Raw genomic sequence first — 26,463 nt, 5'->3', positions numbered from 1 at the left:
GCCACTCCCCGCGCCCGCTCCCCGCTCGGGCAGCCCGCACCTGCCACTCCCCGCGGCCCGACCCCGACCGCACCGCGAACAACGCCCACTGCCCCCGCAACGACCCCGCGTGCGCCGTGCCCAGAACCGACCACAGCCCGCGCGCCCCCGCACTCCGCACCGAACACGTCTGCCACTGCCCGCGGGCCGACCCCGACCGCTCCGCCCGCACGACGTACAGCCCGCGCCCGCCCGCACTCCGCGGCCCCGCGTGCGCCCACCCGCCCCGGGCCGACGCCGATCGAGGAGACCACGGCTCGTACATCCACGCTCCGCGCACGCTCGCCGCACGCGGCACAGGAGCCACGCCGCCCCCGAACCCCAGGTTCAACGCCCAGCCGAGCATCACGCCACCTCAACATACGTCCCCACGTACAGCACCGGAGCCGTGCTGTCGTGCACGGCCACCAGCGCCTCGTTCGCCGTGTCCGTCTGGAGCCACCCGCCGGGGTTGTGCGGCAGCACCAGCCCCGACACGTGGTCGGCGTCCGCGTCGCAGCTCACGGGCAGCTTGTTGGTCGAGTTGGCGATCAGGTTGTTGTCCCCGTTCACCACGTACACGTTCGCCGCCGTCGCGCTCAGCCCCACGATCGCCAGGCTCAGTATCCTGAACTTCTTGTCGGCCACCGCCGAGATCAGCGTGTTGTTCCCGTTCGTCGTCCCCACCACGCTGAACCGCTTGACCGTGCAGCTCGTGGTCCCGTCGTACATCGCATCGCTCTGAGCGGCCGCTCGCACCTGCTCCCCGTCCAGCGTCACAGGCACGTCGCCCAGGTTGTTGGCACGGAGATCCACGGGCAGCGGACTCGCCGTCGAGACGTCCGTGGCCGCCCCGTCCGCCCCGTGCTGCACCTTCACCCGCTGCACCTTCACCCCAGCGATGTCATCGGCGCTCAGCGTGTCGCCGCCCGACCCCGTGTTCAGCGTGATGTTGTCTGCCATCTCAGGTCGCTCCTAGCGAATGAGGCCGCCGCCGATCACCTGGCGGTGCCGCACCACGGCCGCCGCCTCCTTGATGTCGAAGTTCTTCGAGTAGCCCGTCTGTGCCCTGTCCCCGTAGGTGCCGCTGTTGATCGACCCGCAGCACATCAAGTACTGCCAGGCCGTGTTCTGCACGGTCGCGGCCAACGTGTCCACCAGGCTCGTGCGGCCCGAGTCCGAGTAGATTTCGCACGTGCCCGTCGTGCCGCTGCGCCCCACGGTGAAGTAGTACGCCGTGTTGATGCTCACAGCGCCCAGGTCGTAGTTGCTGTTCCCGCGGTCGTACAGCAGATACCGATAGGTCAGGCCGTCCGAGGTCCTGCTGTGGTACACGATCTGCCCGTTGCTCATGTCCACGAACGCGCCGTAGTCGTTGGTGCACCCCCACACGATCACGTCGCTGCCCGCGTCGGCACTCGTGAACTTCGCCTCGAAATCGTGCTCGTAGTTGGTGAAGTGGCTCGCGCCGTAGCTCTTGTACACATAGCTGTTGGCGTCGCGCCGCATCGAGTTTATCGTGCACGTCGTGGCCGAGAGAGTGAGGTCGCTCGCCGAATCCACCTCCGTGAACGTCGTCAGGTCCTCGTACGGGTCGGCCGGCGGGACGCCGGGCGTGACGGCCAGGCCGTCGAGGTCCACTGGGTAGGCCGTGCTGGCCTTCCACGCGGCCTTGCGTGCGACGAAGAGCGTGTCGCTCGATTTCTCCTGCTGCGACAACGCCTTGTCGCGCACGCTGAGGATCGCGGCGACGGCCAGGGCATTCCGGGGCCTCCACCACGCCGCTTTCCACGCACGGAACGCGGCAGCGTCCAGCGTCCTGCCCGCGTTGTTGTGGCGAGCCCTGAGGGCCTCCAGCATCCCGTAGGCGCACTCGCAGCGCTGCGCGTTCGTCTTGGCCTGAGCGTTCAGCAGGTTCCACTGCATCTACGGCCCCTCATACGCCCCGCACGACACGGCCAGCGCCGCGAGGGCGAGGAACACTCACGCGCTCCCCGTGTTGTCGTACACGCACTCCCAGTCCTCGGGGTGCGCCTCAAGCCAGTCCAGAATGTCGTCGGGCGTCGCCGCACGCGGCGGCACGCCGAACCGCACCCCCGCACACTCGTCATACGCCCACGCCACGTCCCACGAGCAGATCGGGTAGTCCGTCATGCACAGGCGGCGGAACAGGTAGACGTGCTTGACCGGCAGCACCTTCTCCAGCACGCCGTCGGCGAGGTGCAGGCCCAGCTTGAGGAAGCCATACACCCTGTCCACATACTCCCACGCCTTGTGCCACATGCAGTCGCGGGCCGCGTCGGGCAGGCCGGGGCGGTAACGGAACACGCGCACCCGCCGCGTCGGGTCAAAGGCGTGGACCTTGTAGCGCAGGCCCGCCTCCGCGATGGTGGTGGGGTCCACCATGCGCCCGACATGGGTGCAGACGGTCTTGGCCTCACGGCGGCCCCGCGTGGCCCAGGCAATCGCGCGGCCCAGCAACAACGTGCCGACCTCGCACACCACGTCGCCCGCCTGAAACAGCGTATCGCCCATGCCTCACCCCACGATCACGGACACCCACCACGACGCCACGTAGCACAGGATCGCGCGCCTCACGGCTTGGGCCTCCACACGACCTTGCGCGTGTAGGTGAACTTGCCGCCGCTGGCCAGGGCCTTCAGCACGGCGTCGGTCACGGCGGAGTCGTCGCTCGCCCTGCCGCCGCCCCTGCTCTCGGCCACGTCAGCGGCCTTGCTCGCCCCGAAAATCCAGATCAGCGGATTCCACCGGGTCAGCGCGGCGGACAGTCCGAGGCCCAAGTCTTTCGCGTTGTCCCCAATTTCAGCGCCCGCGACGCCCTCGCCGGTGGGCGCGACGCCGCCCTGTTCCACGACGAGCGTGATGTCGTAGGCCATGTCCATCGGCACGGCCACGGGTGCGGATTCACCGCCGCCCGTGAGGATGCCAGCACAGCCAGGAAGCAGCACCACCAGCAGCACACACCAGAGAACCTTCATCGCAGCACTCCTAAGATGCAAGGAACCGAATCAACACGATGAGCGGGCGCGTGTACTGAATGTCCGCAAACAGGCCCACGTACCCTACGTGGAACCGCTTCAGTCAGGACACCCCCGCCGCCTTCGCATACGCGCTCCGCACGCGCGCGCCCAGCAGCAGGTAGCCCTGCGAGAAGCCGTAGGCGTAGGCGTCGGGCCGGGTCTGCCCTACCACGATGGGTTCCGCCGCCAGCACGCAGCCCTGGATGCCGAACTGCGGCCTGCTGGACAGCGTGATCCCGAAGTCCACGGGCGACAGGGCGCAGCCCGCGAGCGCGAGGAGCAGGGCGAACACTGCGACCAGCACCCACGTGCGCACGCCCCGCATCGCTTCGCTCCTGGTCACACTCACGCACTCTCGAAGCTGAACTGAAACACGTCGAGCACCGACGGGTCCGCCGCGGCGCCCGCGACGATCTTGCGCTCCACCCACAAGGCGTAGATGTAGCCCGCCGCCAGGTCGCCGATGTTCACCACCGCCGCATCCCCAGCCGACACGGGATGGTAGCACGTCACCGGCGAGGCCTCGCCCTCCCCAGCACTCGCGTCCGTGAACGAGCCGTTCGGCTGCCCGCTCGGAGCCTCCTTCCCGATCCGCCACTGCGGCACCTGCCGAATGACGTGATCCTCCAGACCCGCCGCAGCCCCGTCCCCCCACACGTCGCGCCCCCCAGCCGCCACCGCGAGGTTGCTCGAATCCGTCTTGGTGAAGTACATCACCTCGTTCGTGTCATCGTTGTGCACGAACCCCGCGTCGTCCCAGTCCGCGAACCCGGCCGCCACCTTCGAGGTCACGGTCACCGCCCCGCTCGCGGCATACCCGCTCGCGTCCACCGCCGCCGCCGTGCCGATCGTGCCCAGCCACGCCTTCAGGCTTTTGATCTCGCTCGACGACACGTTCTTGAAGCACACGCACCGAATCTCGACGTCCCCCGCCGTCCGCTCCGCGTCGCTCACGTTGTCCCACAGGTTGTTCATCACGTCCGTCAGCGTGATCGTGGCCGTGTTCGCCAGGTCGGCAGCCGACGTCCGGGTGACGATCAGGAACTTGTTCGGGTCGTTGCTCGGCAGCAGCTTCGTCTCGCCGTTGGCGATCGTCACCTCCGCGCCCTCGGTATCCCCAGGCGCCGTCCAGCTCAGCGAGTTCACGCTCTTCGTGTCCATCTCCCCCTCGCCAGGGCCGTTCTCCGCCGAGGCGAACTCCACCGTGATGTTCGCCGGCCCCGACACCACCGACACCCCCAGCGAGTCCAGCCGCGTCGAACTCCTGTACTTCCCCAGGCTCGCGGCAGGATCGCTCTGCGCCCCCCCGTCGCTCGCAGCCCCCGTCAGGAACACGCGGATAGCGTCCGCACCCGTGTACTGATCGGCCATCGGTTCACCCTTTCATCTCACTCAGGCCGCCGAGAGGGTCACCGCACCCGTCTCAGGGTCGTAGCTGAAATCCACGCCCGGCGGGTCCGGCACCCGCACCAGCAGCACGTCCAGCGAGGCCGCCACGCTCTCCGCCCCCCCGACCCCCACCGCGATCACCCGAAACGAATGCTCCGTCGCGTCGGCCAGCCGCGCCGACCGCCAGTGGTAGTACCCCGCCCCCGTCTCAGGCACCCGCGCCTTCACCGCCCACGCCGCGCCCACGAACTGCTCGACGCGGTAGTGCGCGATCCCAGCCCCCTGGCCCCGCCACTGCACCGTCGCACGGTCGGGATAGCACAGCCCAGGAGCCGTCGCGTCGTCATACACCTCGAAGACGGGATACTCCCCCCGCCCGAACGCCACGTCCAGCCACGTCGCCGCCGTCGTGGCGATCAACACGCCGTCCCGATACACCCGAAACGTCGGCGACACCTGGTCGCTCGCATACTCCAGCCGAGCCGCCACAGGTCCCGTCCGCACGAGGCTCGCCGACGTGATCGCCATCGCTCACCTCACCCCAGGTTCGCCGATTGCAGCGCCCACTCGCACACCAGCAGCACCGTGCTCGTCGGACTCCCGCCGCCCACGGGCGTCGCAATCGGCCGCAGCTCCAGGCACCGCACCCCGTGCACCACCAGGCTCGGCCACTCGTTCCCATGCGCGTCGAACACGCTGATCGGGTCGCCCCCCGCCAACGCCTTGTACGTGGCCAGCGTCGTCTTCGCCGTCGCCCCGTCCGCCTGATCCACCACGGTCCGAACCAGGAACGGAGCGCTCCGCTTCCCCCGCTGCCGAAACGCCGCGCCGTCCACCCCCTCATGCTCGATCACGGACAGCGCACCCCCGGGCTCGTCCGGAACCCCCAGAATCTCGAGCACCTGCTGGCCGCCGATCACGTTCGCCGAAGGCATCGCTCACTCCCCGTGTGGCGCGTTCGCCATGGCCCAGGGGCGCGTCATCATCCGCCCCACGTCGCCCGCCATCGTCCCCAGATACCGCGCCAGCGACTCCGCGGACTTCGCCGCAGCCGACGCGACCGCGCCGCCGCCATCCCCCTCCCCGTAGAACGTGGCGATGAACTTGTCCGCCTCCGCCGCAGGCAGATACGCCCGAGCCGCGTGCGCCGGACCCAGCGTCCGAGCCGTGAACCCCACCTCCCAGTCCGCCAGGCTCTCCACCGCCCACGGCTGGCGCACCCGCCGCCGAGCCCGGGCGGCCGCCACCACGGCCTGGACCCGCCGTTCCTTCTCGGCCACGGGGCCGCTCATCCCGGCCAGCTCGCTCGCGACCTCATACTCCCGCGCCGCCTGCACCTGGGCGAAGCCGGGGAGCTTCATCAGGTCCGCCGCGGCGCGGCTGATCGCCCCCTCCGCACCGCCCAGCAGCCCCGCATACTCCTCAGGACGCCGCCGCAGCATCGCCGCCATCGCAGGAGCCTGGGCGTCGAACAGCGCGGTCAACAGCGGCCGATTCCCCGACAGCATCCCCAGCCGTGCCTGCGGGTCCTTCTCGGCGTAGAAGCTCCGCAGCAGCCTGCCCTCCGCACCCTTCTCCGTCACTCGCTTCTGCTCGGTCAGCTTCGCGATCAGCGTGGTGATCGCCGTGCCCTTCTGCCCCGCCTCGCCCGCAGCGAGCAGCAGCCCGAGGCCCTGCTCGGGCGAGCCGATCCCCGCCTCAGCCCACTGGCTGATCACCTTCAACCCCTCGGTATCCATCTTGCCGCCGCGGCGGCCCGCCGCCTGCTGCAAGACGAAGGCCATGTCGGCCGCCCGCCCGCTCGACCACTGCGGGAACACCCCCGCCAGCGCGCCCGCAAGGCTCCCCAACTCCGACGGCACGGCGCCCGCGTCCTCGGCCCGCAACGCCTGCGCCGTCACCGACAGCACCCGACCCAGCGGAGCGTTCGGCATCGTCCCTCGCACCGCCTGGTACGCCGACACGCGGCCCTGCATCCCCACGCTCGGAGCCGGCATCGCCTCCAGCGCCGCCTTGATCAGCGGGGCCTGCCGCGTGTCGCCCGCCGCACTCAACGCCTTCGCCAGCGAATCCGTGAGCTTGTCGCTCTGCTCCGCCAGCTCCTTCCCGATCCGCAACTGCTCCTGGTACGCCCGTGTCACCCCCGCCACCGCCGCCCCCACGCTCAGCCACGACACCGCCTGGTTCAGCAGCTCCTTCCCCGTCTTCGACAGCCCCCCCGACATGTCGTCGCTCGCGCCCTTCGCCTCCTTCCGCAAGTCCCGCATCTGCTGCTTCAACTGCACGTTCTGGTCCAGCAGCTTCGAGTACTCGCGGATCGCGTCGGCCGCGTCGCCCTCGATGACGATCCGATCCTTCGACAACGCCATCGCTCACTCTCCACGCTCAGCCCGCGCCGCGTCCAACGCCCGCACGAGCAGGTCACCAGGCTCGCCGCCCTCCTCGGCCGCCATCCACTCCAGGTCCGCATACGTGGGCACGTGCGGTCCTCTCAGCCGCCCCTCTCGCCACAGGCGGTAGAGGAGCCGCCGGGAGGACCGTCCGCTTTTTTTCCTCGAGCCCCATCCGCCGCCGCTCGCAGCGTCGGCACGTCGAGCACCGCCTCCACCACGTCGTGCACCACGCTCGTGCTCAACACACCCAGCGTCGCCGCCTCCCACCGCCCCACGTGGTAGTTCAGCGTCAACGCCTCCACGGCCAGCCCGAGCCACAACTCGGCGTCCACCTCCACAGGCCCCTCGAGCATCCGAGCGTAGTCCGACCACGCCCGCTCGACCCGCTCGCTCAACGCCACGAACGCCGGCAGAGGACGGGCGATCCACTTCCCGTCCTCGCTCAGGTCGAGCCCCTGCGGCAGCGCCAGCTCGTGCCGCCCCGTCTGCAGATCGAACCGCTTGGCCACGGGCACACGCCAGGCTCGCCCGTCCCCCAGCCGCACGTCGTGGCCCCGCACCTGCTTCGGCCGCTCCAGGTCCTCAGGCCGCGGCGCCGCCCCCGTCGCCACGCCCAGCCACCACGCCCGCCCATCGCACGCCCGCCACGTCTGGCTCTCCGGGTAGTACCCGAACGCCTGCTCGGTCGCGTCTCGCGGCGGCGCCAGCCCGCACACCACGCCCCGCTCGCCGTCGGGCCCCGTCGCCCCCCGGCGCATGAGCGCGCACGCGGGCGGCAACACCTCCGTCAGGCCGCACCGCCCGATCACCTCGTCGGTCGGCGCGTCCACACCAGGAAACCAGTACAAGAACCGCCGAAACTCCATCGCGCGCTCCTGACCCTCACGTGATCGCCACGCCCACCGTCGCCACGATCGCTGCGTTCGCCGTCGGCTTCGTCAGCTCGATGCTCAACTCGGGGCCGGCCACACCGTTCCCACCAGCCGACAGCCCCGTCACGCCCGCCCAGCCCTCGTACAGCGCCAGTTTGACGTGCTGGAGCTGGTTGTCGGCGTACACGGCACTCCCCTCCTGGAAGCGCCGGAAATACACGCTCCCGCTCGTGATCGCCTTCCCCCCGATCCCCAGCGTCGCCAGCACCGCCGCGTCCGTCACGCTCACCCGCAGCGACGGCGCACGATCCTGGATCGCCACGAACGTGCCCCACACCTTCCCGCCCCCGCCCACGCGCACCAGCCGAATGCCCGTGTCCAACGCGATGCTCGTCACCTCGTCGTCCAGGCTCACCGACCCCCCGCTCCACGCGAGAGCCACCTTGCCCACCGTGTACAACGCCGTGACGTCCGGCGTCCCAGGGATCGCCGCCACCGCACTCAGCACGACAGGATCGTTGCTCCCGTCGTACACCGCCGCGATCTGCACCGAGCAGCTCGCCACCCCGCCGTGCGACGCGCTGATCCCCGTCGGCACCATCAGCCCCTTGTTCACGAGCAGTTGCAGATGCGTGCTCCCCGTCGCACGCTCGCCCGTGTTCGCCATCTGCCGAAAGTAGAACTCCCCCTTGTTGCTCGAGCTCAACGCCAGGCCCGCCGTCACGAACGCACCGCTGGCCAGCGCCAGCAGCGTCCCCAGATCCGTGCACGTGAAGCTGAAGTCCGCGTCCAGCCCCGCCACCGCCGCGTGCGACGGGTCCGGCAACCCGTCCCCGCCCCCGAACAGCCGCCGCACGTTCGGCGAAAAACCCAAGTCCTGCACCTGGTCCAGCAGCGACCCGCCGGCGCCCGTGTTCAGGTACAACGGCCCCACCGTGTAGACTGCCATCACGCGACCCTTTCACGTTGGACGCTCTTGGACGCCCCGGCGAGCCCCTGCTCGACGTGGGCGAGGACGATCGCCCGGAACTCCCGCTCCTCGGGCTCGATCGTGCGGTACAGTTCCTCGGCCTTGTGCGGGGCGCCCCCGCGCCACATGTAGAAATACTGCGGCAGGTTCTCGTGCACGCCATACGCACGCTTGATCCCGCGCTCGCCTCCCGCCACCAGCTTCGTCCGAAACACCTTCGTCGCCTCGCGGCTCCGCCCCGTGAACACCAGCGGGTTCCGGTGCTTGAACCGCTTCGCCTTCCGGAACTCGTGTTTCTCTGTGCGCGGCTGGTAGCCGTAGAGGCTGTACGCCTCGAACGTGAAGTGCCGGTCCTTGTACCGCGCCTGCCAGTGCTCCAGAGCGGCGTGCAACCCCCTGGCCAGCCCCTCCGTCACACCCGCCGCCTTCGCCTCCGGCGGCCCGAACTGCGTGAAGTCGAGGAAGATCATCATCGGGCCTCCGCCAGAGACAGCGCGAACTCCTGCATCATGAAATCACCCTCCGGCGACCCCACGCCCCTGTGGTCCGCTCTGCCCGCAGGCCCCAGCGCCCGCCACCCGACGATGTTCGGCATTCCCCCCGTCCCCGCCAGGAGTTCCATCCCGGCCAGCACCGCGCCTAGCGCGTTCGCAAACTCCAGAAACATATCCCTCGGCACGTCCTTGTACTCGGCCGAGATCGCCGCCTTCACCTGCAGGCCGACCTCCCACTTGTGCACGAAGTGATTCCGAGCGCCTGAACCGCCCTGCTCAGAGTCCCCCTCCATCCTGTCGCCCAGCAACACGATCACGTGCGGTACCTCGGCCACACCCGTCTCAGGGTCCAGTTCCGCGTCTTCAATGTGCGTGTGAGTCTTCGCGCCCGTCGCGTCGTTCTCGTGCCCGGTCCAGCGCTGGAAGGCGGGAATCGCGGCGAACAGGTCGCACACCAGATCGAGTGGCTTCGCGATCAACCCGGTCGGCGTGAGGGCCATCATCAACTCCGTTCAATGACCCGCCCCTGTCCCGTCCGCCGCCGCGGCTCGCTCCGAACCAGCGACAGCGTCGCCCCCACACCATCCGCCATCAGCACGCTGTCCACCGCCCACTCGTCCCCGCCCGAAGGCACGAACGAGTCGCCCGCCTCCGGCGCCGCAATCCCCGACGACCCGCACGAGATGTGCAGCGTCGCACGCCGCACCCGCGTCCGCCCGTCCGCCCCGTCCCGCTCCTCGTCCGTCCCCAGCTCCATCACGCACTCGATGCTCTTCGCCACGCCCGCCCGCGTGGTGTACACCCCCGTGCACCCGAACTCCTCCGCGTTCAGGAACACCGCATCCATGTCGGCCGCCATCGCGTCAGCGAAACTCACGGGCACTCCTTCCCAGCCGCCTCGTCCAGCTGCCGGATCACCTCGCTGTCCTTCGTGCACGGCCGGAACCGAAACTCCCGAGCCAGCATCAGCACGGCCCTCGACGTGCGGTCGTGCACCTCGGTCATCTTCGCCACGTTGGCCAGGTGGGCTTCGAGCAACTTCTTGGCGATGGCGCCTCCCGCGGCCAGCAGCACGCACAGAGCCCCGCCCACCCCCCACCGCATCACGGGATCCTCGTCCGTCGCCGCCGTCGCCGCCAGCGGCGTCAACCCGGGCAGAATGAACCACAAGCACCGTGTCATACGCTCCCCTTCACGCTGAGCGCCGGCCGTGGGGAGCATCCTCCCCACGGCCCTTCGCGCCATCGGCCGGGCAGGCCGATACTCGGTTACTTCTTCGCATCGGCGGGCCGCTTGCCCGCCGGCTCGCCCGCCTCGGCCTCCACCTGCAACTCCGCACCGCCGCTCGCCAGCAGCGACCGCACGATGCCCAGGTGGTACGGCACCAAGTAGTCGGCGAGCGTCACCTCGCCGAGGGATGCCCCCGCGGGCCGGGCCTTGTCGCCCAGCACGCGGGGCTTCGTGAGCACGATCTTCCCTCGCATCGCCATCCGCGTCTCCTCTCCGCGTCCCGATCCTCAGCTCAACGTGCAGCGGGCAGCCGACTCCCACTGCCCGAAGCCCACGTTCCGGCTCGCCTGGAGCTTGAACAGGGCCTCGTCATCCTCGACCCAGCGGTCGGAGCCTTCGGCCAGAACCTCCAGCTCCGCAGCCGTCTCCTCCTGACGGATCACCGGCGCCACCTCGTCCCCCGTGCGGAACAGGTAGAACTTCACGGTCTCGGCACTCCGCGGGTCCACCGCCACCTGCACGCGGAACTGGTTCCGCAGCACCTCGCCCGCCTGGTTCAGCAGCAGCGGCTGCATCGCCTCCAGCGCCGAGGCGTAGATCGCGCCCTTCGGGCACAGCACGAGCCAGTTCGTCGCGTCCGCGTTGACCGGCTCGCCCTGGTCGTCCTTGTAGCCCATCATGTACGAGATGGTGTTCAGGATGGCGCTCGCCATCTCGCCGGCGGTCGGGGCCGCAGCCGTGCCCACGTTCAGGGCCGCCACCTCGTTCGCGGTGAGATCGTTGATCTGGCTCCCCGACGACCCGGCCGAGTGCGGCGCACCGCTCGCCGCGAAGAAGTACGCGCCGTCGTAGATCGTCGTCGCACCGCCCGCAGCGATCAGGTCGCTGATGAGCTTCGTCCAGTGCTGAATGCCCCGGATAGCCAGCTCGTCAATCCGGCGCATGATCTGCCCCGTCTTGTCGCGGCGCAGCCAGTCCCGAGGGATCGTCACCCCCGTCTGGAACTTCCTATTGTGGATGGTCCACGTGAACTCGCGGACCCCGCCCAGCTTCAGCCCGCCCTGCCGCTCGCTCAGCGGCGGCACCATCCCCGTCGCCTCGTAGGTCTCCAGCTCCTGGTCGCTCGGCTGGAGCACCGAGATGAGCGTCGCCCAGGCCGCCACCGTCCGCTCCTGGAGCGTGCGGTAGTACCGCCCGATGATCCCGCGAACCCCGAGTCGTTCCAGTCCCATTCGTCTCTCTCCTCAGCAGGTGTGGGCGTCTCCTCCGCTGCCTGCTGATGGCCGCCAATCACTCGTCGGCGGCCCCCACGTCGGGCTCCAGCTCCAGCCGCGCCTTCAGCGCACGCAGATCGCAGAGTACGGTCTCCGCCATCTGCCGCGCCCCCAGCGCCGCGTTCAAGTTCGCCGCGTGCTGCTCGACCTGCGCCTGGGCCTCCACCAGCCGCTTCTCCTGTTGCCGAATCGCGTCGCCCAACCCAGCCGTGTCCATCGCTGCCAGCTCCTCTCGTTCAAGGTGAGGCGGGGGCCGGAACGCCCGGCCCCCGCCGGGTCACTCTCATTCGCCCGTCACGTGCGCCGCCGTGAACAGCAGCACGTAGTAGTCCGTTCCCGCCACGTTGATCTTGAGCACGCCGTCGGCCGTGCCGTCCGTCGGGGCACCCGTGATCGACGCGATCTTGGCGCCGCACGCGTAGTCCGTGCCGCTGCCCAGGTTCGCGAACTGCCCCCAGCTCCCCGCGATGGGAGTCGGCACGTGGATCGCCGCCACGCGGCCCGCCGTCAGGCCCGCGAGCGTCACGCCCGCGGCCGCCAGGCCAGACACCACCTTGCCCGATGCCGCGTCCGAATACTGCGGCATGTCCACGATGCCCACCAGGCCGGCGTTCACCCAGCCCCCCGCCTCAGCGGGGTGCCCGCTCGTGCCTTTCCCCTCGATGGTGCCCACCTGGCCGCCGTGCGTGTCTGTCCCGCTCTTGGCGTCGGCCGCGATGACGATCTGCCCCTTGTGCGAAGTCCCGCTCAGCGCCGACGCACTCTGGTCGGCCGTGATCAGGAACCGCGTCACGAGCGTCCGCACGTCGCCCACGATGGCCGCACCCCCGTCGTCCGAGTACAACCGCGCGATGGCCGTCCGCGTCGCACTCAGCACAGGGGCCGACCCTGCCGTGTTGGCGTTCGCCCCGATCACGAAGGGGATGTCGCTCTCGATCCCCTCCTCCGTCTGGAACTCGACGATGCAGGTGTTCGTGGTGACATACCGCCGGATCACGCCGACGCGCGACCCCGTGGCCTGCGTGAGTGTGAGCGTGTCGTCGGCCGACGCGAACACCGTCTTGCCCACGTCGGTGATCGCCACGTTCGCCAGCGTGACGCGCAACAGGTAGCGGCCCCGCAGCACGCTCACGTTGATGGCTCCGTTGGCGCCGGCCGAGTTGTCGGCCTTCTGACGCGCGTGCCCGCGGAATACGTCGCCCGCCACCAGCCCGCGGGCGTACCCGCTGCTGGTCTGCATGCCGACCATCGCCCCCTCGTAGATCGTGGTCGAGGCCAGCACGGGCAGCTCGTTCCACCCGATCTCCCCGACGTCCTGCACGTAGGGCGTGTCGGCCGAGAGGGCCAGCCCCACGATGCACAGGAGCCCGATGGCGGTCAAGATGCCGAGAGTCGTCAACATCCCTGGTCTCCTCGTGGTGTGAAGGTCGTCTCCGTTCGCTGCCCTCACACGCGCGAGCCGCACCAGCGGCTCACCTCACGCGGAAGCTGCCCTCCTTCTTCGCCTTGCAGTACGCGAGATACGCCACCTCGTCCCCGCCGAACTCGGCGCGCAGCTCGGCGTTCTTCCCCCACGCGGCCTTCCACGCGGCCTCGCTGTCGCCGCCAGGCTCGCTCGGCGAGTCGCCATCGCTCGCGCCCACGGCCTTTGCCCCGCCCTTGCGCAGCCGCTCCAGCTCCGCCCCCTTCATCGCACTGTCGGCCTCCGCCACGGTCTGGCCCTTCTCGATGGCGCCCAGAGCCAGCCGCGTCTGCTCGTCGGAACTCGACACCTGCGCCTTGACGATGCCCGAGCACCGCTCGCGCTCCGCCGCGACCGCAGCGGACGCGGCCTCCTTGCACAGCGCGGCCACCTGCTCGGGATAGGCCGCCTGCAGCTCTCCCGCCGTGTACGGCTGGAGGGCCTTCTTGTCCTGCTCGCCTGCCATGCTTCCTGCCTCCTGTGTTGAGGTTCCGGCAGCTCCGCCGGCGACCACGCGCGGCAGGAACTCTGCCCAATTGCTCACGCCGTCCACCAGGCCCTTCTCCTGCGCCTCGGCGGCCAGCCACACGGTCCCCACGGCCACGGCCTGCGCCGCCTCCAACGTCAACCCCCGGCCGGCGGCCACGGCCTCGATGAACTTCGCGGCCAGCGCGTCCACAATCCGCTGCCCGTCCGCGATCTGAGCGTCGCTCACCTTGTCGCCAGGATACCCCGCCCCCTTCAACGGCGTGCTCCGAATCACGTGCACCTTCACGCCAGCCTCCTCGTAGAGCCGGCTCCAGTCGGTCATCACGCTGTACACGCCGATGCTCCCCACCAGGGCCGTATCGTTCGCCTCGATGGAGTTGGCCTGGCTGGCCAGCCAGTACGCCCCGCTCGCACCCGTGTCGCTGATGTAGGCGAGCACAGGGGTCGTCTCGCGCACCTCCGCGATCAGGTCGGCCAGCTCTTGCGTCCCCTCCACAGTGCCGCCGGGGCTGTCAATCCACAGCACGATCTGCCCCACGTCGGGCCGGGCGTCCAGCTCCCGCAGCACGCGCCCCACCGCCACCGTGCTGACGTACTGAATGCCGAAGTACTCCAGCACCCAGTTCCCGTTCTTCAGGATCGGCCCGTTCAGCCGCACTACCGCCGTCGCTCCGTCCACGCTGCCCGCCACTCGCGGAGCCCGCGCCGCCTCGCGCGCCTGCTCGACGCGATCCCCCTCCACCGCCGGCGACGCGGCGTAGAGCCGCGCCACGTTGCACACGAACGCCGTCAGAGCCTTCGGCTCCATCGCCCACGCTTGCGAGCCGAACAGCTCGACCAGGCCGGCCGGTGTTCCCACGTTGGCTGCATCAGTCGGCATCCCGACTCTCCTCTTGCGGGTCAGTGCGGTCGCTCCGATCTCCGCTCGGCGTCCCCTGAGCCTCGGCCATCCCAGGCTGCATCCCAGGCGTCGGCAGCCCCAGCGTCCTGCGAATCCGCTGCTCCCGCTTGATCTGCCACGCGAGGTCGAGCCAGTGGTGCCCCAGTTCCGACGCCGCGAGCTGCCACGTGTCCAGCCCGAGCTTCATCCCCAGCTCGACCGCCTTCAGCTCTTTCTCAGGGTCCACCCAGCCGAACGCAGGCCCCACCCACGTGCAGCGGCAGATGGCCGCCTTGAACTTATAGAAATCGCTCTGCCGCTCGAGCGGCAGCTCCCACTCTCCAGCCAGGAACGCCTCCTCGAGCATCGCCTCCCACGCCACCTGGCAGAAGCTCCGGATCAGCCAGCTCCGCCGCGGCAGGTAGCACCCGATCCGAGCGCTCAGCAGCGCCGCACGGGCGCTCGACCAACTCCGCCGCCAGAAATCCAGCAGCAGCACCTCATACGGGATTCCGATGCTCGCCCCGATCCGCTTCAACAGCAGCTCCGCGAACGGGGTGATGAGCTGGCTCGGCCGCGTGGGGTTGAACGGCACCACGTCGTCGTCGCTGTCCGTGTAGATGATCCGCCCAGGCTCGATGGTCTGAATGCGGCTCCCCGTCGTCGCGTCCACGCTCCCCGTCGCACCCCTCGCGCTCGTCGCAGGCTTCCGCCCCTTCACGATCAACGCCTGGCACGCCTGCACCCGTGCGCCCACCAGCTCCGCCTCCAGATACTCGCCGATGTCCTTCAGGTCCGTCATGCAGTGGGCCAGCAGCGGCAGGCCCCGACGCTGGCCAGGCCGCGTCCGCCGGCTGTACAGGTGCACGACGTTCGGCCGGCCCTGCTCGTCCCGGGCTGGCACCCGCTCGTAGTCGCCCCGCTTCGCCACGCCGTCCAGCGTGTCGCCAGGGTGCGTTTTCTTGATCAGGTACTCGACGGGCACGCCGTCGGCGTCCGTGCGGATGCCGGAGCGGAAGGCCCCCGTCTCCTTCTCGCCGTCAGGCTGCGCCAGCCGATCCGCCTCGACCACCTGCCACCGCGTCTTCACGCGGCCCGCCCCGTCAGGCCGCTGATGCCGCAACAGCAGCGCCTCCCCGCTCTCCAGCTCCGCCCAGTCGGCCAGAGCGGTCAACCCGTAGAACGTCTCGTGCCCCTCGAGGTCCGCCAGAGGACACCACTCGTCCCACAACGCCTCCGCCGCGTCCTGGAGTTTCTCGGCCTCCGCGTCCGAAATCCCCAGCACACCGTTGTCCATCTGCGGAAACGGCACCAGGCCGCTCCCCACGACGTACCGGTTGATCCCATGCACGATGGCCCGGGCGATCGGATTGTTCGCCACCAGGTCCCGCGACCGCGCCCGCAGAGCCGGCAGATCGCCCAGGATGTCCTCGTCGGGACTCCCCCCCGCCGTGAGCCAGCCCTTGCGAGGCCGGTCGGTGCCCGCCCCGCGGTGGAAGGCGGCGGCCGCGTAGCGCGCCGCCATGCGATCCAGGCCGCGCTGCGGCGAAATCCAGCCAATCGCACGGTCCAACCAGTTCGGCGTTGCTGCGGCCTTGCTCATCCGTTCGGCCAAAAATCAGGGTAGGTGTGTAACCCGCCGCCCGTGCCCTCGGCCGCGTCCAGCTCCGCCTCCGCCTCCAACTGGCTCCGCAGCTTGAACAGCTCGCTCAGCGGCGTCTTCCGAAGGTTTCGGCTCCCGATGGTATACGATTCGACGGCCCGACCCTCGAGGATCGCCGTGATCGCGGCGTTCACCAGCACCAGGTGCTCGGCAGCGGTCGAGGCCATCGGAACTCCCTCGGAGGGGCAGGCGGGTTACACGCCCGCCCCCCCTCCTGGCAGCGACGGAGACGCGATACGTCCCCACGTATACCAGCCGCGCGCACGGTTTCATAGCCCCCGCTTACTACCCGTTAGTAACGACTTTCCTGCCGCTCCCGCAGCACGCCTTGTGCTTCCGGCCCGACCCGCACGGGCACGCGGCGTTCCTCCCCACGGCGCCAGGTCGGCTGAGCACCCGCCGCCCGACCCGCCGAAGACGCCGCGTCCACAGATCCAGCTTAGGCACGATGAGTCTCCTCGAGCGCGCACGGCTCCTGCGACCGAAACCGCACGCCGCACGCCCAGCACAAGTGATAGCGAAACCGGAACCGCTGCCGCCCACGCGGCGCAGGCATGGTCCGGTACACCGACGTCCGAGCGCTCCCGCACGTCGGGCACCGCGTCCGAGCGGCCTCGAACGCCACGCTGTACGCCACCGCATTCGGGCTCTCCACGCTCTCTGCCATCCATCGCCTCCTCTACCGCGTCGCGTCCCACCAGCCGCCGCCGCGGCGGACAAACGGCTCGCCCTCCTCCCCCCTGTGCGGAGCGATGTCGGCGCTCCACGCTCCATCCTGCCGAGGCAGGTTCAGAGCCCCCGCCATGTCGGCGATCGCCAGGTCGTACACCTCGGCGTCCCAGGCGTGGTTGCCCACGCCGCGGTACTTCACCTCCCAGACCATGCGCGTGCGGCCGTGTCGATCGGCCTTCGGCACGCGGTGCTCCGCGGCCATCTCCTTCGCATACCCATCCGTCACCCCCGAGCACAGCCAGAAATACCCAGGGTCCGTCGGCACAGGCTGGCTCATCAACGCCAGGAGCTTGTCCTTGTAGTAGTCGGTGTTCACGTGCCAGATCACCAGGCCATTGCGGACGACACGCCCCTTCCGCGGATGGTAGTCAATCACCGACGGCTTGAACGGAGCGCTCATGCGGTACCCAGGCTGGCCGAAGACAGGCCGCACAATCTCGCTCCACGCCCGGCAAAACTCGTACACCTCGTTCGTGCGGTACCTGGCGTCAATGCCCGCCATGACCACGCGCAGCCGCTCGCCGCCCGAGGTCCGCGGATACTCCCGCACACACACCAGCTCCTCGACCGCCTGCCAGCTCTCGGCCTCGGCCTCCACCACCAGAAAACTCTCCTCCGCATGCCCCCACCCGCGCACCACCACGCGGAACGGGTGCCCTGGATCATGCACGTCCACCGCAGCCGTGAGCACCTGCACCGCCGTCGGCACCGTCCCCCGCTCGTAGTTGCCCACGTGCACGAGGAGCTGCTCGTCGCTCAGGCTCGCGCCCCGCTCCTCCCACGGCTCGGCCATCCACGAGTTCCGCCAGTTCATCAACTTCTCGGGCGCGTCCTTCGACCGCAGAAACTCCGCGACGATCTGGCTGAACGTGACCCACGGCGAGTAGATCGCCGAGAGGTGATACCCCACGTGCGACGCGGGAACCACCTCGCCCACCAGGTTCCCGCTCGCGTCGATCTCACACCCCTCAGGCACCCACCGGCCACCCAGAAGCATCGCGGGCTTCTGCGTGTCGCCGATCCGCCCGTGGCAGTGCTCGCACTCGCACCAGGCCAGCCGCTCGTCCTCGATCCGCTTCGGGTCCCGCTCCGTCTCGGAGAACTTGAGGTGGTTCCACGTGAGCAGCTGGTAGCGGCCGCAGTGTGCACACGGCACCCAGTACTCGTGCCTCTGGCTCGCCTCGAACTCGACCCAGATGTAGCCGCTCTTGAGGGTCGGGGTCGAGCACTGCACGATCTTGCGGTCATGGAAGTTCTTCGTCCGCTCCAGGATCAGCGACACGGGGTCAGCCTCGCGCCCCGAAAACCGCGGCCACTTGTCCACCTCGTCCAACCACGCATACCGCGCAGGCTTCGAGGCCAGGGCCGCAGGACTCGCGGCCGACAGGAAGTACAGCGGCATCGTGTCGAAGCTCATCACCTGGTCGGTCAGCGAGATCCACGAGGCGGGGTCGAGGTGACGCCTGAAGCCAGGCGACACCTCGAAGCTCTTCCGAAAGCGCTCGCGCAACAGATACGCGATGTCGGGGTCGCGGGGCATCCCGTACACCCCAGGAGCAGGGTCAACGTCCACAGCCCACCCCACCGTGTTCGCCATCAGCCCGTCCGTCTTCCCCACCTGAGTCGCCGTCACCGCCGTGATCTTCCGCACGAACGGGTCCGCGAACTTGTCCAGCGGCTCCCGCCAGTACGGCGTGCGGTCCAGCCGGAACGGGCCGGGCTCGGGCGACGAGTCCCGTGTCAGGCGGCGGTTGTCGCCCACCCACTCCGACGGCAGCACACGCCTCGGAGGCCGCAGCGCCGCCAGCACGGCGGAACGGTCGAGGCCAGGATGGGCGCTGCCTCTCATTCTGTGGACCCCTCCCCGGCGCGCTCGCCGCCCAGTGTGGCGACCAGCCCGTTCAGCGCGTCACGCACCCGCAGGTCAATCGCCTCCTTGATCTGCCTCGCGTCCAGGCCCACGAGCTGCGGCGCCAGCGCCGCAGCCATCCCCAACAGCTCGTCGCGGAACGCTCTCACGATCTCGCGCGTGTCCGCCTCCACCACGCCGCGGTCCAGCAGATCGCCCGTCTTCATCCGATAGTCGATCTCCGCGAGCTGGAACCGCATCCGCCGGAACTCCTTGTCCCACTTCTCCTTCTCGGTCTGAAGGTCGCTCCTGCTCGTCGCGGCCTTGGGGTGCCGCTCGTCATGCCACGCGCGGATCGCGGCCAGGTCATACCCCTCCTCGCCACCAGGCATCCCCTCCGCCTTCCAGTTGTGCACCGTGCGCACCGTTACGCCGAACCGCTCCGCCACCTCGCGCACGGTGGCCGCCGCGTCGGGGGACGCCGCCTGGCCCGAGCCACGGCCGGCCCTGCGCTCGATCAGAGCCCGCAGCCTCGGAAGGCTATCCAGTTCGCGCTTGGTGAGACGGCGCCCCGACGCGGCCTTCGCGATCAGCGCCCGTGCGGTGCGCAACTCGATGGTGTCTAGCGCCAGCAGAACACGGGCATCGCGGTCGGCTGGCGGAGGGGCAGGGGAGGGAAGCGGAGTGGCGACCGTGCAAGGACGCTTCGGTGCGGCTGCTTTCCGCCGTCGGGCCTTCGCCACGAGTCATCACCGGTCGCGTCCGAGCAGATTCTACCATGCCCAGTCCGCTTGTCAACAGGCGTTCCACGGAACGCCTGGTTCTCGCCCGTATAGCACTGAGACTGGTTGATTCATAAAGAGGCTCTTCTCCGCAGCAGAACGCCGAGAATCGCCAATCCCTGTGCGCCTGCCGCCCAGCGTGTCGCCGCAGCCCCCATGTGCCCCTGCCCCTTAGCCTGTGAACGTGAAATCCCAAAATTCACACCACATCCCCCAATCGCCCGAAATAAAAAGTCCCGCCTCGCCTCCCCCCGCCGGAGAGGACCCTGAGGGGGGGGGGGGGGGGGGTTCCTATACTCGCGTGCGTGGGGCGTTGGGAATGGGGCAGAGGTAGGATGGGTTCAACGCCCTCGACGCCGCACGTCCTGTGGCCTCCCTGAACGTGTGTCGGGCCAGAGAATCGGGGCGCGTCCCTGGCCTCGGAACCCGCCCCGATTCGTTGGTCGCTCAGGCTTCGAGCCTGAGTTGGTGGATCGCCATCCTCAGATTGCCCTCGCAGCGTGTCAACAGGTCGGCGCACCAGTCCAGGGACTTCCTTGCCCCTTCCTTCTGTGCGATCCAGTGGAGACGCCTGGCCGCAGGTCCTGGGCGCCCGTTCCCGTCCCTCGCCAGGCCCTTGTTGGTGAAGACGATCCCGTAGGCTCGCGAGAGGAAGGCGCCCCATCGTCGCCGCTGGAGTTCATCGCCGCCCAGGTAGAGGCGGTCGGGCGGAAGGTTGCTGGTGAAAACGACGGCCCTCTTCCTGGGCAGGGTCTCCAACAGCGTGAGGAAGAGGCTGAACGCCCCGTCGCTCATCTTGTCGCACTCCTCCACGACGGCCACGCGCCAGCCGCTCCCGTAGAGGGACGTGTGGGCGAACTCCTCGGCGATCCCCTCCACGCGCGTCTTGTCGCAGCAGCCTGAGGCGACGGTCTCGATGCACACGGCCGGCGCCCCGAGGGTCTTGGCCACCAGGGCGGCCAGGCTGGATTTCCCCACGCCTGGCGGCCCGCTCAGGAGAAGGACGAGCGACTCGCCCGTCTCCGCCGCCTCCATCGTGAGGCGGGCCACGGAGCGGACGGCCCGCTCGTTCCCCGCCACGTCGGTCCACGCTTCCGGTCGGTAACGGTCGGCCAGCATCGGGTCACTCCTCGCTTCCGTCGGCCAGGTGATCGAACAGCCCGGTCTCTCGGGGTTTCAGGGCGTTGAACTCGTCGCGGAAGAAATCGCTCTTGGTCTTGCCCCGCCGTCTGCCCTCCGATGTGTGGACGTCGAGGGCGTAGTCAGGAATGGGCTCGCGTGTGCGCCTCGCCTCGGCAATGTCCGCCTCGAGCACCAGCGTCGGAATGGCGGCCCTGTCGTAGACGAGGTTCGTCAGGTGGTCCGCGTCGCGGCACTTGATGGCCTGGGCGAGGAGAAGGGCGGCCTTCGCCAGAAACACCCGCCCCCGCCGCTCGCCCTTGCCGGCGTTGATGGTCTGGTAGGCGTGGTGAAGGGCAACGATCTCCTGAGTGATGATACCCCAGCAGTCCTCGGCCGAGACCGTGAGAAGGCGCCGCCAGGCATAGGCGTCGTAGCCGCTCTCCCACAACTCGATGGCCCAGTAGCCCGCCAGTCGCCCGTCGGCGCGTCGGATGGCCTTCTGGAGGGCCGAGGCCACGTCGGCCAGGTCGTAGCCTCGCACGGTGGTCAATCGTCTCATGCACGGCTCTCCTGGTTCTGGGTCAAGCGTTCCTGGGCGGCGAGGAGACACGCCTCGCCGCGCTCGCGTGTCGCGTCATCTTCTGGTTCGGGTTCGGGGGGCGCCTCGATGGTCGAGGCCGCCCGCACGCTCGCCCGTCGGGTGCGGACTCGTCCCTGGCCGGCAGGGGCCTTGCCGCAGGCCCAGCGCCGCACGTCGCCGCGGTCGAAGTCGGGATACCACACCCTCACGCGGCCGACGGTCAGGGCGGTCGCCTCGGCGTTGGCGGGATCTCGGAGCGCCCCGAGCAGGAGGGCAATCAGTTCGCGGGCCTCCTCGCGGGTCGGCGGGTTCGGGTGTTCATCCCACCGGCGGCCGCTCAGGCGAAGCAGGTATCGCGCCTGGCTCGGTGCGAGGGGCTTCCCGTTCACCGTCGCCCTGACCACACGAGCAGGCTCAGGCGTCGGCTCGGGCTTCGGTTCGGGCTTGGCCTCGGCCTTCGGGCGGATCGGGTGCCGACGCCGTCGGTGCGGTCGCTCGCGTTGGGGCGGCGGGGGTGTGGGGCCGGCCCAGACGATGCGAATGTCGGGGATGCCCCGCAGGTGTCGGATCACGCCCTCCGCGTCGGCGGTCGCCACGTAGACGGCTCGCAGGTCGGCTCGGTATCCCGCCATCACCTTGCCGTCGAGCGTCGCGTAGACGCCCGTGGGGCGCCGCTCGACCTCGCAACCCGCAGCGGCCAGGCCCTCCGCCACGGCGTCCAGGCACTCGCGTTGCAGTTCGTTCAGTCTCATTGGGAGTCCCTCCCCTCGGCAGCCGCGTTGAGTCGGCAGGCAACCTCGACGGCCCCCCGCCGATACACCGTCACGCACACCAGGCGCCCGCACTCGCGGACGGCCCAGTAGCGCCACCGATACTTGGTCACCTCGAAGGTCTTGCGTCCCGTGTCCACGACTTGACTCCTCTCGCTCGTTCCCCTATGATGCACGTCGAGGGAGCCACACGGCTCCTCTCGCTCCCCCTCGCGGTCAGTCTCCCCTGGCCGCGGGGGGTTCACATGTCACGCAGTCACCTCCTTCCTCTGGTAGCACGGGCAACTCGTATCCGTGCCCTTCTCCATTCGGGCGCAGATGCGCTTCCAGGCGCATCGCCCGCACAGGGTCCGTGGCCGAGCCGCCGCCCGCGCTTCGGCCAACCGACGCATCCCGTTCAACGCACTCGTGGTCATTCGTCTCTCCTGTCCCTCTCCCCGTATATAAGTGTAGCCGGGACAGTGCCTTACGCATAGGCGATATGGCCGATTTCTCGGCAGAATCCCGCCCTGAACTGAAGACTTTGGAGGGAAAGCGTTTGGGAATGCGGCCATCGCCGTAAGTGAAGGCGATCGGGCATCCTTCTGTGGACATTCCGTGTCCGCCCTCGGGAGGGGCCTGCGCGCGCTTGACACCTGGCGGTCGCTGCCTTAGGATCATCTCGGGGGTGCCGTCACGTCTCCGCGAAGCCTGGAGGACACCGCATGAACAGGACCGCGCAGCCCGTTCGGGCCATCTTGGATGTCGAGGCCGAGATGATCGCCCTGGCCGCAGCACGCGATGCGGCCGCCGAGGAGGCCGAACGCCTTGATGCCCGCCACGTGGCCCTCGACGCCGAGAGGCGCCGCCTCCTGGCCCGCCTCTCGCAACGCCGGCATCTCGCCCTCGAAGAGGCCCGGGCGGACGTCACATCCGCCGCACCACGCGGATCGCGTTGGTGCCCATCCCCTTCGTCTTCGCCTTGCTCGTCACGTCGAAGCAGGGTCCCCACTTCCGGCGCATGAGGGCGAGGTCGCGCTCGCGCAGTTCCCGCGTGCGAATCCGCTGAAGCCCGCCCCGGTTGCCGTAGATGGCGCCGCAGTGGAAGTAGAACCGCGTGTCGAGCAGCACGAAGCGGTTCACGAGCAGTTCCTGGAGCGTGGCGTCGGTGTCCACCATCGTGGCCAGCCGTTCGTCCCACGCCACGGCGTCACCCACCGTGCCCAGGACTCGGCCGACCGGGCCGCGAAAGTCAAACGGGTCGTGCGGGCGGAAATACAGGGGCTTCCCCGCGTTCGACCAGCCGAAGAGCCGGGCGCCCGCCTCGGCTGCCAGCCGCGCCGTGCCCTCGATGATCCCCATCAGTCTGTCGGGGTCGCGGTAGATGCGCCGCTTGCGGCCAGGCCAGGCGTGCACGCTCTGGAAATCGTCGTCCACCTGCACAACGATCTCCGTGCCCGCACGCTGCACGATGAAGTTGCGGATGCGGGCGAGGCCGAAGAGGTCGGGATGGGCGATGAGCCGCGTGGCCGAGTGGCCAGCACGCAGGTACTCGTCCCGCTCGCTGTCGGCGACGACGAGCGTTGCCGTGGGCAGGAGAGCCATGGCTCGACGCGCCTCGGCGGTGCGGTGGCTCGACGGGATCCAGACGGAGAGGTCGAGGGGCTTCATCGCTTGCCCCTCCGCTGCTGCACGTCCAGCAGGGCGAGCAGGCGGTCCCCCGCCAGGCAGCGGCCCAGCCCGATCTTGCGCTTCCCGGCCATCGCCGACGCCTGCACCGTGGAGAGGGCGAGCTGCTCGCAGGCCGACTCGAAGTCCAGCTTGTTGCGGAAGAGGAAGAGGACGTAGTCGTAGTGCTCGTAGGGCTGGAGGTCCATCTCGGGCACGGGCGACTCCCCCAGTTCGCCCAAGACCTCGTCGGACTCGCTCTCGTAGCCCGAGAGCTCGACGAGCAGGTCGCGGAGGCCGGCTTGGTCGGTATCGAGTTCCTCGAGCAGTTCGCGGAGCGCTGGCTCGTTCGCCTCGGCCATCGCACCGATGGGGTCGTGCACCGCCAGCAGCTTGAGGGCCTCGGCCTCCGTGACGTCCAGGATGAGCACGGGGATCGGCTCGTCGGCGGCCACGTCGGCGCGCAGTTCCCCGTCAATCAGCTCGATACGGCCATCCGCGAGACGGCGGGCCAGAGCGGCGCCGGCAACGCCCACCTCGGCGAAGATGCCCTCCATCGCCTCGCGTTGTTCCCTGGGATGCTGCCGCCAGTTGCGGGGGTTCCGCAGCAGCTCGCTCGCCGGCAGCCGCACAAGCTCGACCACGCGGTCCCTCAGCCAGCGCCCAGCGGCCGCCCGCTCCTTGACTTCCGCACGCCCGCTCCTTGACTTCCGCACGCCATTGGCCTACTCTCCTCAGCAGCTTGCCCGCGGCGCCGATGGCACGAGGGTGCTTGCAACACCCCGCCTGGGAACCCTCAGCCCCCAGGCCGCCATCGGCGCCACCTCCTCCGCCCTCGCGGGCGGTCAGAACCCCGAGGCCAGCAGCACTGCCCCGGACGACACCACCAGACTCACGCCGCGGCGGGCATCGGCCACCCGCACCGTCACCAGCACCGACCGTGGATATCGCGCCGCGGCGCCCTGCCACGTGTTGCCTCCGCGCTCCAGCGAGCCCGAGAGCCCCACGTGCTCCACCGTCAGTTCCTCCACGTTCACACCCAGGGGCGACACCTCGTTGTAGTCGCCGTCGGCGGGGATCTCGGCCGACGTCACCGGCCGCTTCAGGCACCTGCACAGCATCCGCTCGCGGCCCGGCCCCAGGTCGCGCACCTGATAGGCCACGTGCGCCGCACCCACGGTCAGCGTCGGCGCCACGAACCGCACCGTCGCCCACGGCTCCTCGGCCTCGATGCACAGGTAGCCCACCTCGGGACCGGCCGCCTGCATCAGATCGCGGCAGATCAGGTCCAAGGCGGCTCGGCCGTTCGCCGTCAGTTCCGCCTCCAGCGTCGCGGTCGCCGCCAGGCGGCAGGCCGCCGAATACAGCGTCACCACGCCCCACGACAGCAGCGCCGTGAGGCCCACGCTCACCAGCAGCTCCACCAGCGTGAAGCCGCGCACCTGTCGTCGCGTCCACATGTCGCGTCTCCTTCCGCACAGTCAGGTCGCCGGCTCGTCCAGGAGCGGCGGAGGCGCCTCCCCGATGCGAGCCATCTCGATGTCCACCGTGATTGCCCCCCGGCTGATCGTCAGCGGAGGAAGGGGAGGCTGGCCTGGCACCTCGATCGCACTCGCCTTCTGCCGCACCTCGAGGCGGACGCCAGGTGGCAGCAGCGCGTAGAGCGCATTCACGTGAGGCGTCAGCACGCGCACCAGGTCGGCCAGGTTCGGCGGCGGCCCTCCCACGGGAGACCCGCCTGGCACATCCAAGCGTCTCAGATTCGACACGCAGGCTCCTTTCTGCGCGCGGCCCGCGCGCGGTCCATGCGACCGGAACCGCCGCATCCTGCCGCATTGTGCTTGGGAGGTCTACGAGTCGGTCGAGAGCCCAGAACAGGCAAAGCCCGTGGGAATATGGCATCCCACGGGCTTCTGGCGTGTCGCGTCGTTGGTGGGCCCTGAAGGACTCGAACCTTCGACCGACGGATTATGAGTCCGCTGCTCCATCTCCCTAACGACTTGCAAAGCCGCGAGTTGCGAGAGCCCTCTGGCGGCGGTACTGCGAGGGGTACTGCGGTCCGCCCCGAAAACTGCCGCCTCAACGCCGTAGCGCTTCTCGCGGGCACCGTCGCCCAGGAGCTTGTCGAGGTCGTGCTTGCATGGCCTCGGCTGGCCGACAAGGACAAGGCCACTCTCCTGGGCATCATACATCGCGCCAACGCATCGTGCAAGGGGAGGGCGGGCCGGTGAACACTACTTGTGATCAAGCCGCTCCGTTGCTGGGCGCCATCCCCAACGTCCCCACGTGCCCCAGGAACGATGCCGCGAGGGCGCCTCGGCCGTCGGCGCCTTCGGCGACAGAGACGCCCGCCAGCGAAGCTGAACTCCTGGCCGCGTGGGCGCGACGGCGCTGTCCCCACGTGAAGCCCAATGGCCGATGCCGACTCAAGGGTGGACCATGCCGCCTGCTGTCCCCCTCGCCCTCGCGGTGTTCGTGGGCGGACAACAGCGCGCTCGCCGCCGATGAGGCGACGTACCGCGCCTACCTCGCGATGACGGGAGGGCCTTGGTGGCGCAGAAGGAATCCGAGGCCGAGTGTGCCGTCCCTCGTTCACCATGCGATGCCCAGGACGGCGCAGCGGCCTTGTCCCGACTGCGGCGCCGCGCTGCCTCGCCGTCGGCGGCTCTGCGATGCCTGTCGAGATGGCCGCCGACGCGAGGCCGACCGGCTCAACCATCGGAACTGGCGTCGAGGCCCTCGGGCGCAGGAGATGCCATAGGACACGCCTACGGCGTCGGGAACGCCCCGCCAGCGAGCGAACGCG

At 69.5% G+C, this 26,463-nt stretch carries 33 protein-coding genes and 1 tRNA gene; all 34 read right to left on the bottom strand.

The genetic code is table 11. From position 1 onward, the window contains the following. Positions 1–384: 384 nt before the first annotated feature. On the bottom strand, positions 385–981 hold the full coding sequence (locus tag PLE19_12770) for a hypothetical protein (protein ID HPD15820.1): 597 nt from the start codon (positions 979–981) through the stop codon (positions 385–387). A 12-nt stretch (positions 982–993) separates the two neighbouring features. Then, positions 994–1,944, bottom strand: a complete 951-nt coding sequence (locus PLE19_12765; GenBank protein HPD15819.1) for a hypothetical protein — start codon at positions 1,942–1,944, stop codon at positions 994–996. A gap of 57 nt (positions 1,945–2,001) precedes the next feature. Further along, on the bottom strand, positions 2,002–2,553 hold the full coding sequence (locus PLE19_12760) for a hypothetical protein (protein HPD15818.1): 552 nt from the start codon (positions 2,551–2,553) through the stop codon (positions 2,002–2,004). 59 nt (positions 2,554–2,612) lie between these two features. Further along, positions 2,613–3,017: a hypothetical protein gene (locus PLE19_12755; GenBank protein HPD15817.1), complete on the bottom strand. Its 405-nt coding sequence runs from the start codon at positions 3,015–3,017 to the stop codon at positions 2,613–2,615. A gap of 103 nt (positions 3,018–3,120) precedes the next feature. Continuing rightward, entirely contained in the window at positions 3,121–3,384 is a 264-nt protein-coding gene (locus PLE19_12750) for a hypothetical protein (GenBank protein HPD15816.1), read from the bottom strand. A 20-nt stretch (positions 3,385–3,404) separates the two neighbouring features. Continuing rightward, positions 3,405–4,430, bottom strand: a complete 1,026-nt coding sequence (locus PLE19_12745) for a hypothetical protein (GenBank protein ID HPD15815.1) — start codon at positions 4,428–4,430, stop codon at positions 3,405–3,407. A gap of 21 nt (positions 4,431–4,451) precedes the next feature. Then, a complete protein-coding gene (locus tag PLE19_12740; GenBank protein HPD15814.1) occupies positions 4,452–4,976 on the bottom strand; it encodes a hypothetical protein in 525 nt (174 codons plus the stop codon). A gap of 8 nt (positions 4,977–4,984) precedes the next feature. Continuing rightward, the gene (locus PLE19_12735) at positions 4,985–5,383 is read right to left on the bottom strand and encodes a hypothetical protein (protein HPD15813.1); all 399 of its coding nucleotides are present in this window, start codon (positions 5,381–5,383) and stop codon (positions 4,985–4,987) included. Positions 5,384–5,386: 3 nt separating this feature from the next. Further along, positions 5,387–6,817: a hypothetical protein gene (locus tag PLE19_12730; GenBank protein HPD15812.1), complete on the bottom strand. Its 1,431-nt coding sequence runs from the start codon at positions 6,815–6,817 to the stop codon at positions 5,387–5,389. 122 nt (positions 6,818–6,939) lie between these two features. Beyond that, positions 6,940–7,707, bottom strand: coding sequence for a hypothetical protein (locus PLE19_12725; GenBank protein HPD15811.1), 768 nt, complete (start codon positions 7,705–7,707; stop codon positions 6,940–6,942). A 16-nt stretch (positions 7,708–7,723) separates the two neighbouring features. Then, entirely contained in the window at positions 7,724–8,662 is a 939-nt protein-coding gene (locus PLE19_12720; GenBank protein ID HPD15810.1) for a hypothetical protein, read from the bottom strand. Then, a complete protein-coding gene (locus PLE19_12715) occupies positions 8,662–9,156 on the bottom strand; it encodes a hypothetical protein (protein ID HPD15809.1) in 495 nt (164 codons plus the stop codon). The genes PLE19_12720 and PLE19_12715 overlap by 1 nt, the downstream gene beginning before the upstream one ends. Beyond that, entirely contained in the window at positions 9,153–9,677 is a 525-nt protein-coding gene (locus PLE19_12710) for a hypothetical protein (protein HPD15808.1), read from the bottom strand. The genes PLE19_12715 and PLE19_12710 overlap by 4 nt, the downstream gene beginning before the upstream one ends. 2 nt (positions 9,678–9,679) lie before the next feature. Continuing rightward, positions 9,680–10,054, bottom strand: coding sequence for a hypothetical protein (locus tag PLE19_12705; GenBank protein HPD15807.1), 375 nt, complete (start codon positions 10,052–10,054; stop codon positions 9,680–9,682). Then, a complete protein-coding gene (locus tag PLE19_12700) occupies positions 10,051–10,359 on the bottom strand; it encodes a hypothetical protein (GenBank protein HPD15806.1) in 309 nt (102 codons plus the stop codon). Before PLE19_12700 ends, PLE19_12705 begins: the two co-directional genes overlap by 4 nt. Positions 10,360–10,445: 86 nt before the next feature. Beyond that, entirely contained in the window at positions 10,446–10,667 is a 222-nt protein-coding gene (locus tag PLE19_12695) for a hypothetical protein (protein ID HPD15805.1), read from the bottom strand. Positions 10,668–10,694: 27 nt separating this feature from the next. After that, on the bottom strand, positions 10,695–11,639 hold the full coding sequence (locus PLE19_12690; GenBank protein ID HPD15804.1) for a Mu-like prophage major head subunit gpT family protein: 945 nt from the start codon (positions 11,637–11,639) through the stop codon (positions 10,695–10,697). A gap of 58 nt (positions 11,640–11,697) precedes the next feature. Continuing rightward, on the bottom strand, positions 11,698–11,898 hold the full coding sequence (locus tag PLE19_12685; protein ID HPD15803.1) for a hypothetical protein: 201 nt from the start codon (positions 11,896–11,898) through the stop codon (positions 11,698–11,700). Positions 11,899–11,964: 66 nt separating this feature from the next. Next, positions 11,965–13,083 carry a hypothetical protein gene (locus tag PLE19_12680; protein ID HPD15802.1) on the bottom strand — a complete coding sequence of 373 codons (1,119 nt, stop codon included), beginning with the start codon at positions 13,081–13,083 and terminating at the stop codon, positions 11,965–11,967. A gap of 70 nt (positions 13,084–13,153) precedes the next feature. Beyond that, entirely contained in the window at positions 13,154–14,512 is a 1,359-nt protein-coding gene (locus PLE19_12675; protein ID HPD15801.1) for a S49 family peptidase, read from the bottom strand. After that, entirely contained in the window at positions 14,502–16,115 is a 1,614-nt protein-coding gene (locus tag PLE19_12670; GenBank protein HPD15800.1) for a phage portal protein, read from the bottom strand. The genes PLE19_12675 and PLE19_12670 overlap by 11 nt, the downstream gene beginning before the upstream one ends. Continuing rightward, positions 16,112–16,342 (bottom strand): hypothetical protein, encoded by a 231-nt coding sequence (locus PLE19_12665; protein HPD15799.1) that lies wholly within the window; start codon positions 16,340–16,342, stop codon positions 16,112–16,114. Before PLE19_12665 ends, PLE19_12670 begins: the two co-directional genes overlap by 4 nt. A gap of 512 nt (positions 16,343–16,854) precedes the next feature. Continuing rightward, positions 16,855–18,756 (bottom strand): phage terminase large subunit family protein, encoded by a 1,902-nt coding sequence (locus PLE19_12660; protein ID HPD15798.1) that lies wholly within the window; start codon positions 18,754–18,756, stop codon positions 16,855–16,857. Further along, positions 18,753–19,367 carry a hypothetical protein gene (locus PLE19_12655; protein ID HPD15797.1) on the bottom strand — a complete coding sequence of 205 codons (615 nt, stop codon included), beginning with the start codon at positions 19,365–19,367 and terminating at the stop codon, positions 18,753–18,755. The genes PLE19_12660 and PLE19_12655 overlap by 4 nt, the downstream gene beginning before the upstream one ends. Before the next feature lie 618 nt (positions 19,368–19,985). Next, entirely contained in the window at positions 19,986–20,657 is a 672-nt protein-coding gene (locus tag PLE19_12650) for an AAA family ATPase (protein ID HPD15796.1), read from the bottom strand. A gap of 4 nt (positions 20,658–20,661) precedes the next feature. After that, positions 20,662–21,219, bottom strand: coding sequence for a hypothetical protein (locus tag PLE19_12645; protein ID HPD15795.1), 558 nt, complete (start codon positions 21,217–21,219; stop codon positions 20,662–20,664). Further along, positions 21,216–21,992: a hypothetical protein gene (locus tag PLE19_12640; GenBank protein HPD15794.1), complete on the bottom strand. Its 777-nt coding sequence runs from the start codon at positions 21,990–21,992 to the stop codon at positions 21,216–21,218. Before PLE19_12640 ends, PLE19_12645 begins: the two co-directional genes overlap by 4 nt. Beyond that, positions 21,989–22,150: a hypothetical protein gene (locus PLE19_12635; protein HPD15793.1), complete on the bottom strand. Its 162-nt coding sequence runs from the start codon at positions 22,148–22,150 to the stop codon at positions 21,989–21,991. The genes PLE19_12640 and PLE19_12635 overlap by 4 nt, the downstream gene beginning before the upstream one ends. Positions 22,151–22,666: 516 nt before the next feature. Continuing rightward, positions 22,667–22,888 (bottom strand): hypothetical protein, encoded by a 222-nt coding sequence (locus tag PLE19_12630; GenBank protein HPD15792.1) that lies wholly within the window; start codon positions 22,886–22,888, stop codon positions 22,667–22,669. Between the two features lie 28 nt (positions 22,889–22,916). Then, entirely contained in the window at positions 22,917–23,660 is a 744-nt protein-coding gene (locus PLE19_12625) for a hypothetical protein (protein HPD15791.1), read from the bottom strand. Further along, a complete protein-coding gene (locus PLE19_12620; GenBank protein HPD15790.1) occupies positions 23,657–24,373 on the bottom strand; it encodes a hypothetical protein in 717 nt (238 codons plus the stop codon). The genes PLE19_12625 and PLE19_12620 overlap by 4 nt, the downstream gene beginning before the upstream one ends. Before the next feature lie 129 nt (positions 24,374–24,502). After that, on the bottom strand, positions 24,503–25,117 hold the full coding sequence (locus PLE19_12615; protein ID HPD15789.1) for a prepilin-type N-terminal cleavage/methylation domain-containing protein: 615 nt from the start codon (positions 25,115–25,117) through the stop codon (positions 24,503–24,505). A gap of 21 nt (positions 25,118–25,138) precedes the next feature. Beyond that, a complete protein-coding gene (locus tag PLE19_12610; GenBank protein ID HPD15788.1) occupies positions 25,139–25,426 on the bottom strand; it encodes a hypothetical protein in 288 nt (95 codons plus the stop codon). A 161-nt stretch (positions 25,427–25,587) separates the two neighbouring features. Further along, positions 25,588–25,684: transfer RNA gene (locus PLE19_12605), tRNA-Ile, on the bottom strand. Positions 25,685–26,463 lie beyond the last annotated feature (779 nt).

The organism is Planctomycetota bacterium (assembly GCA_035384565.1).
Lineage (GTDB): Bacteria > Planctomycetota > PUPC01 > DSUN01 > DSUN01 > DAOOIT01.
The sequence above is the reverse complement of the archived record's forward strand: the minus strand, read 5'-3'. Positions and strand labels throughout refer to the sequence as shown.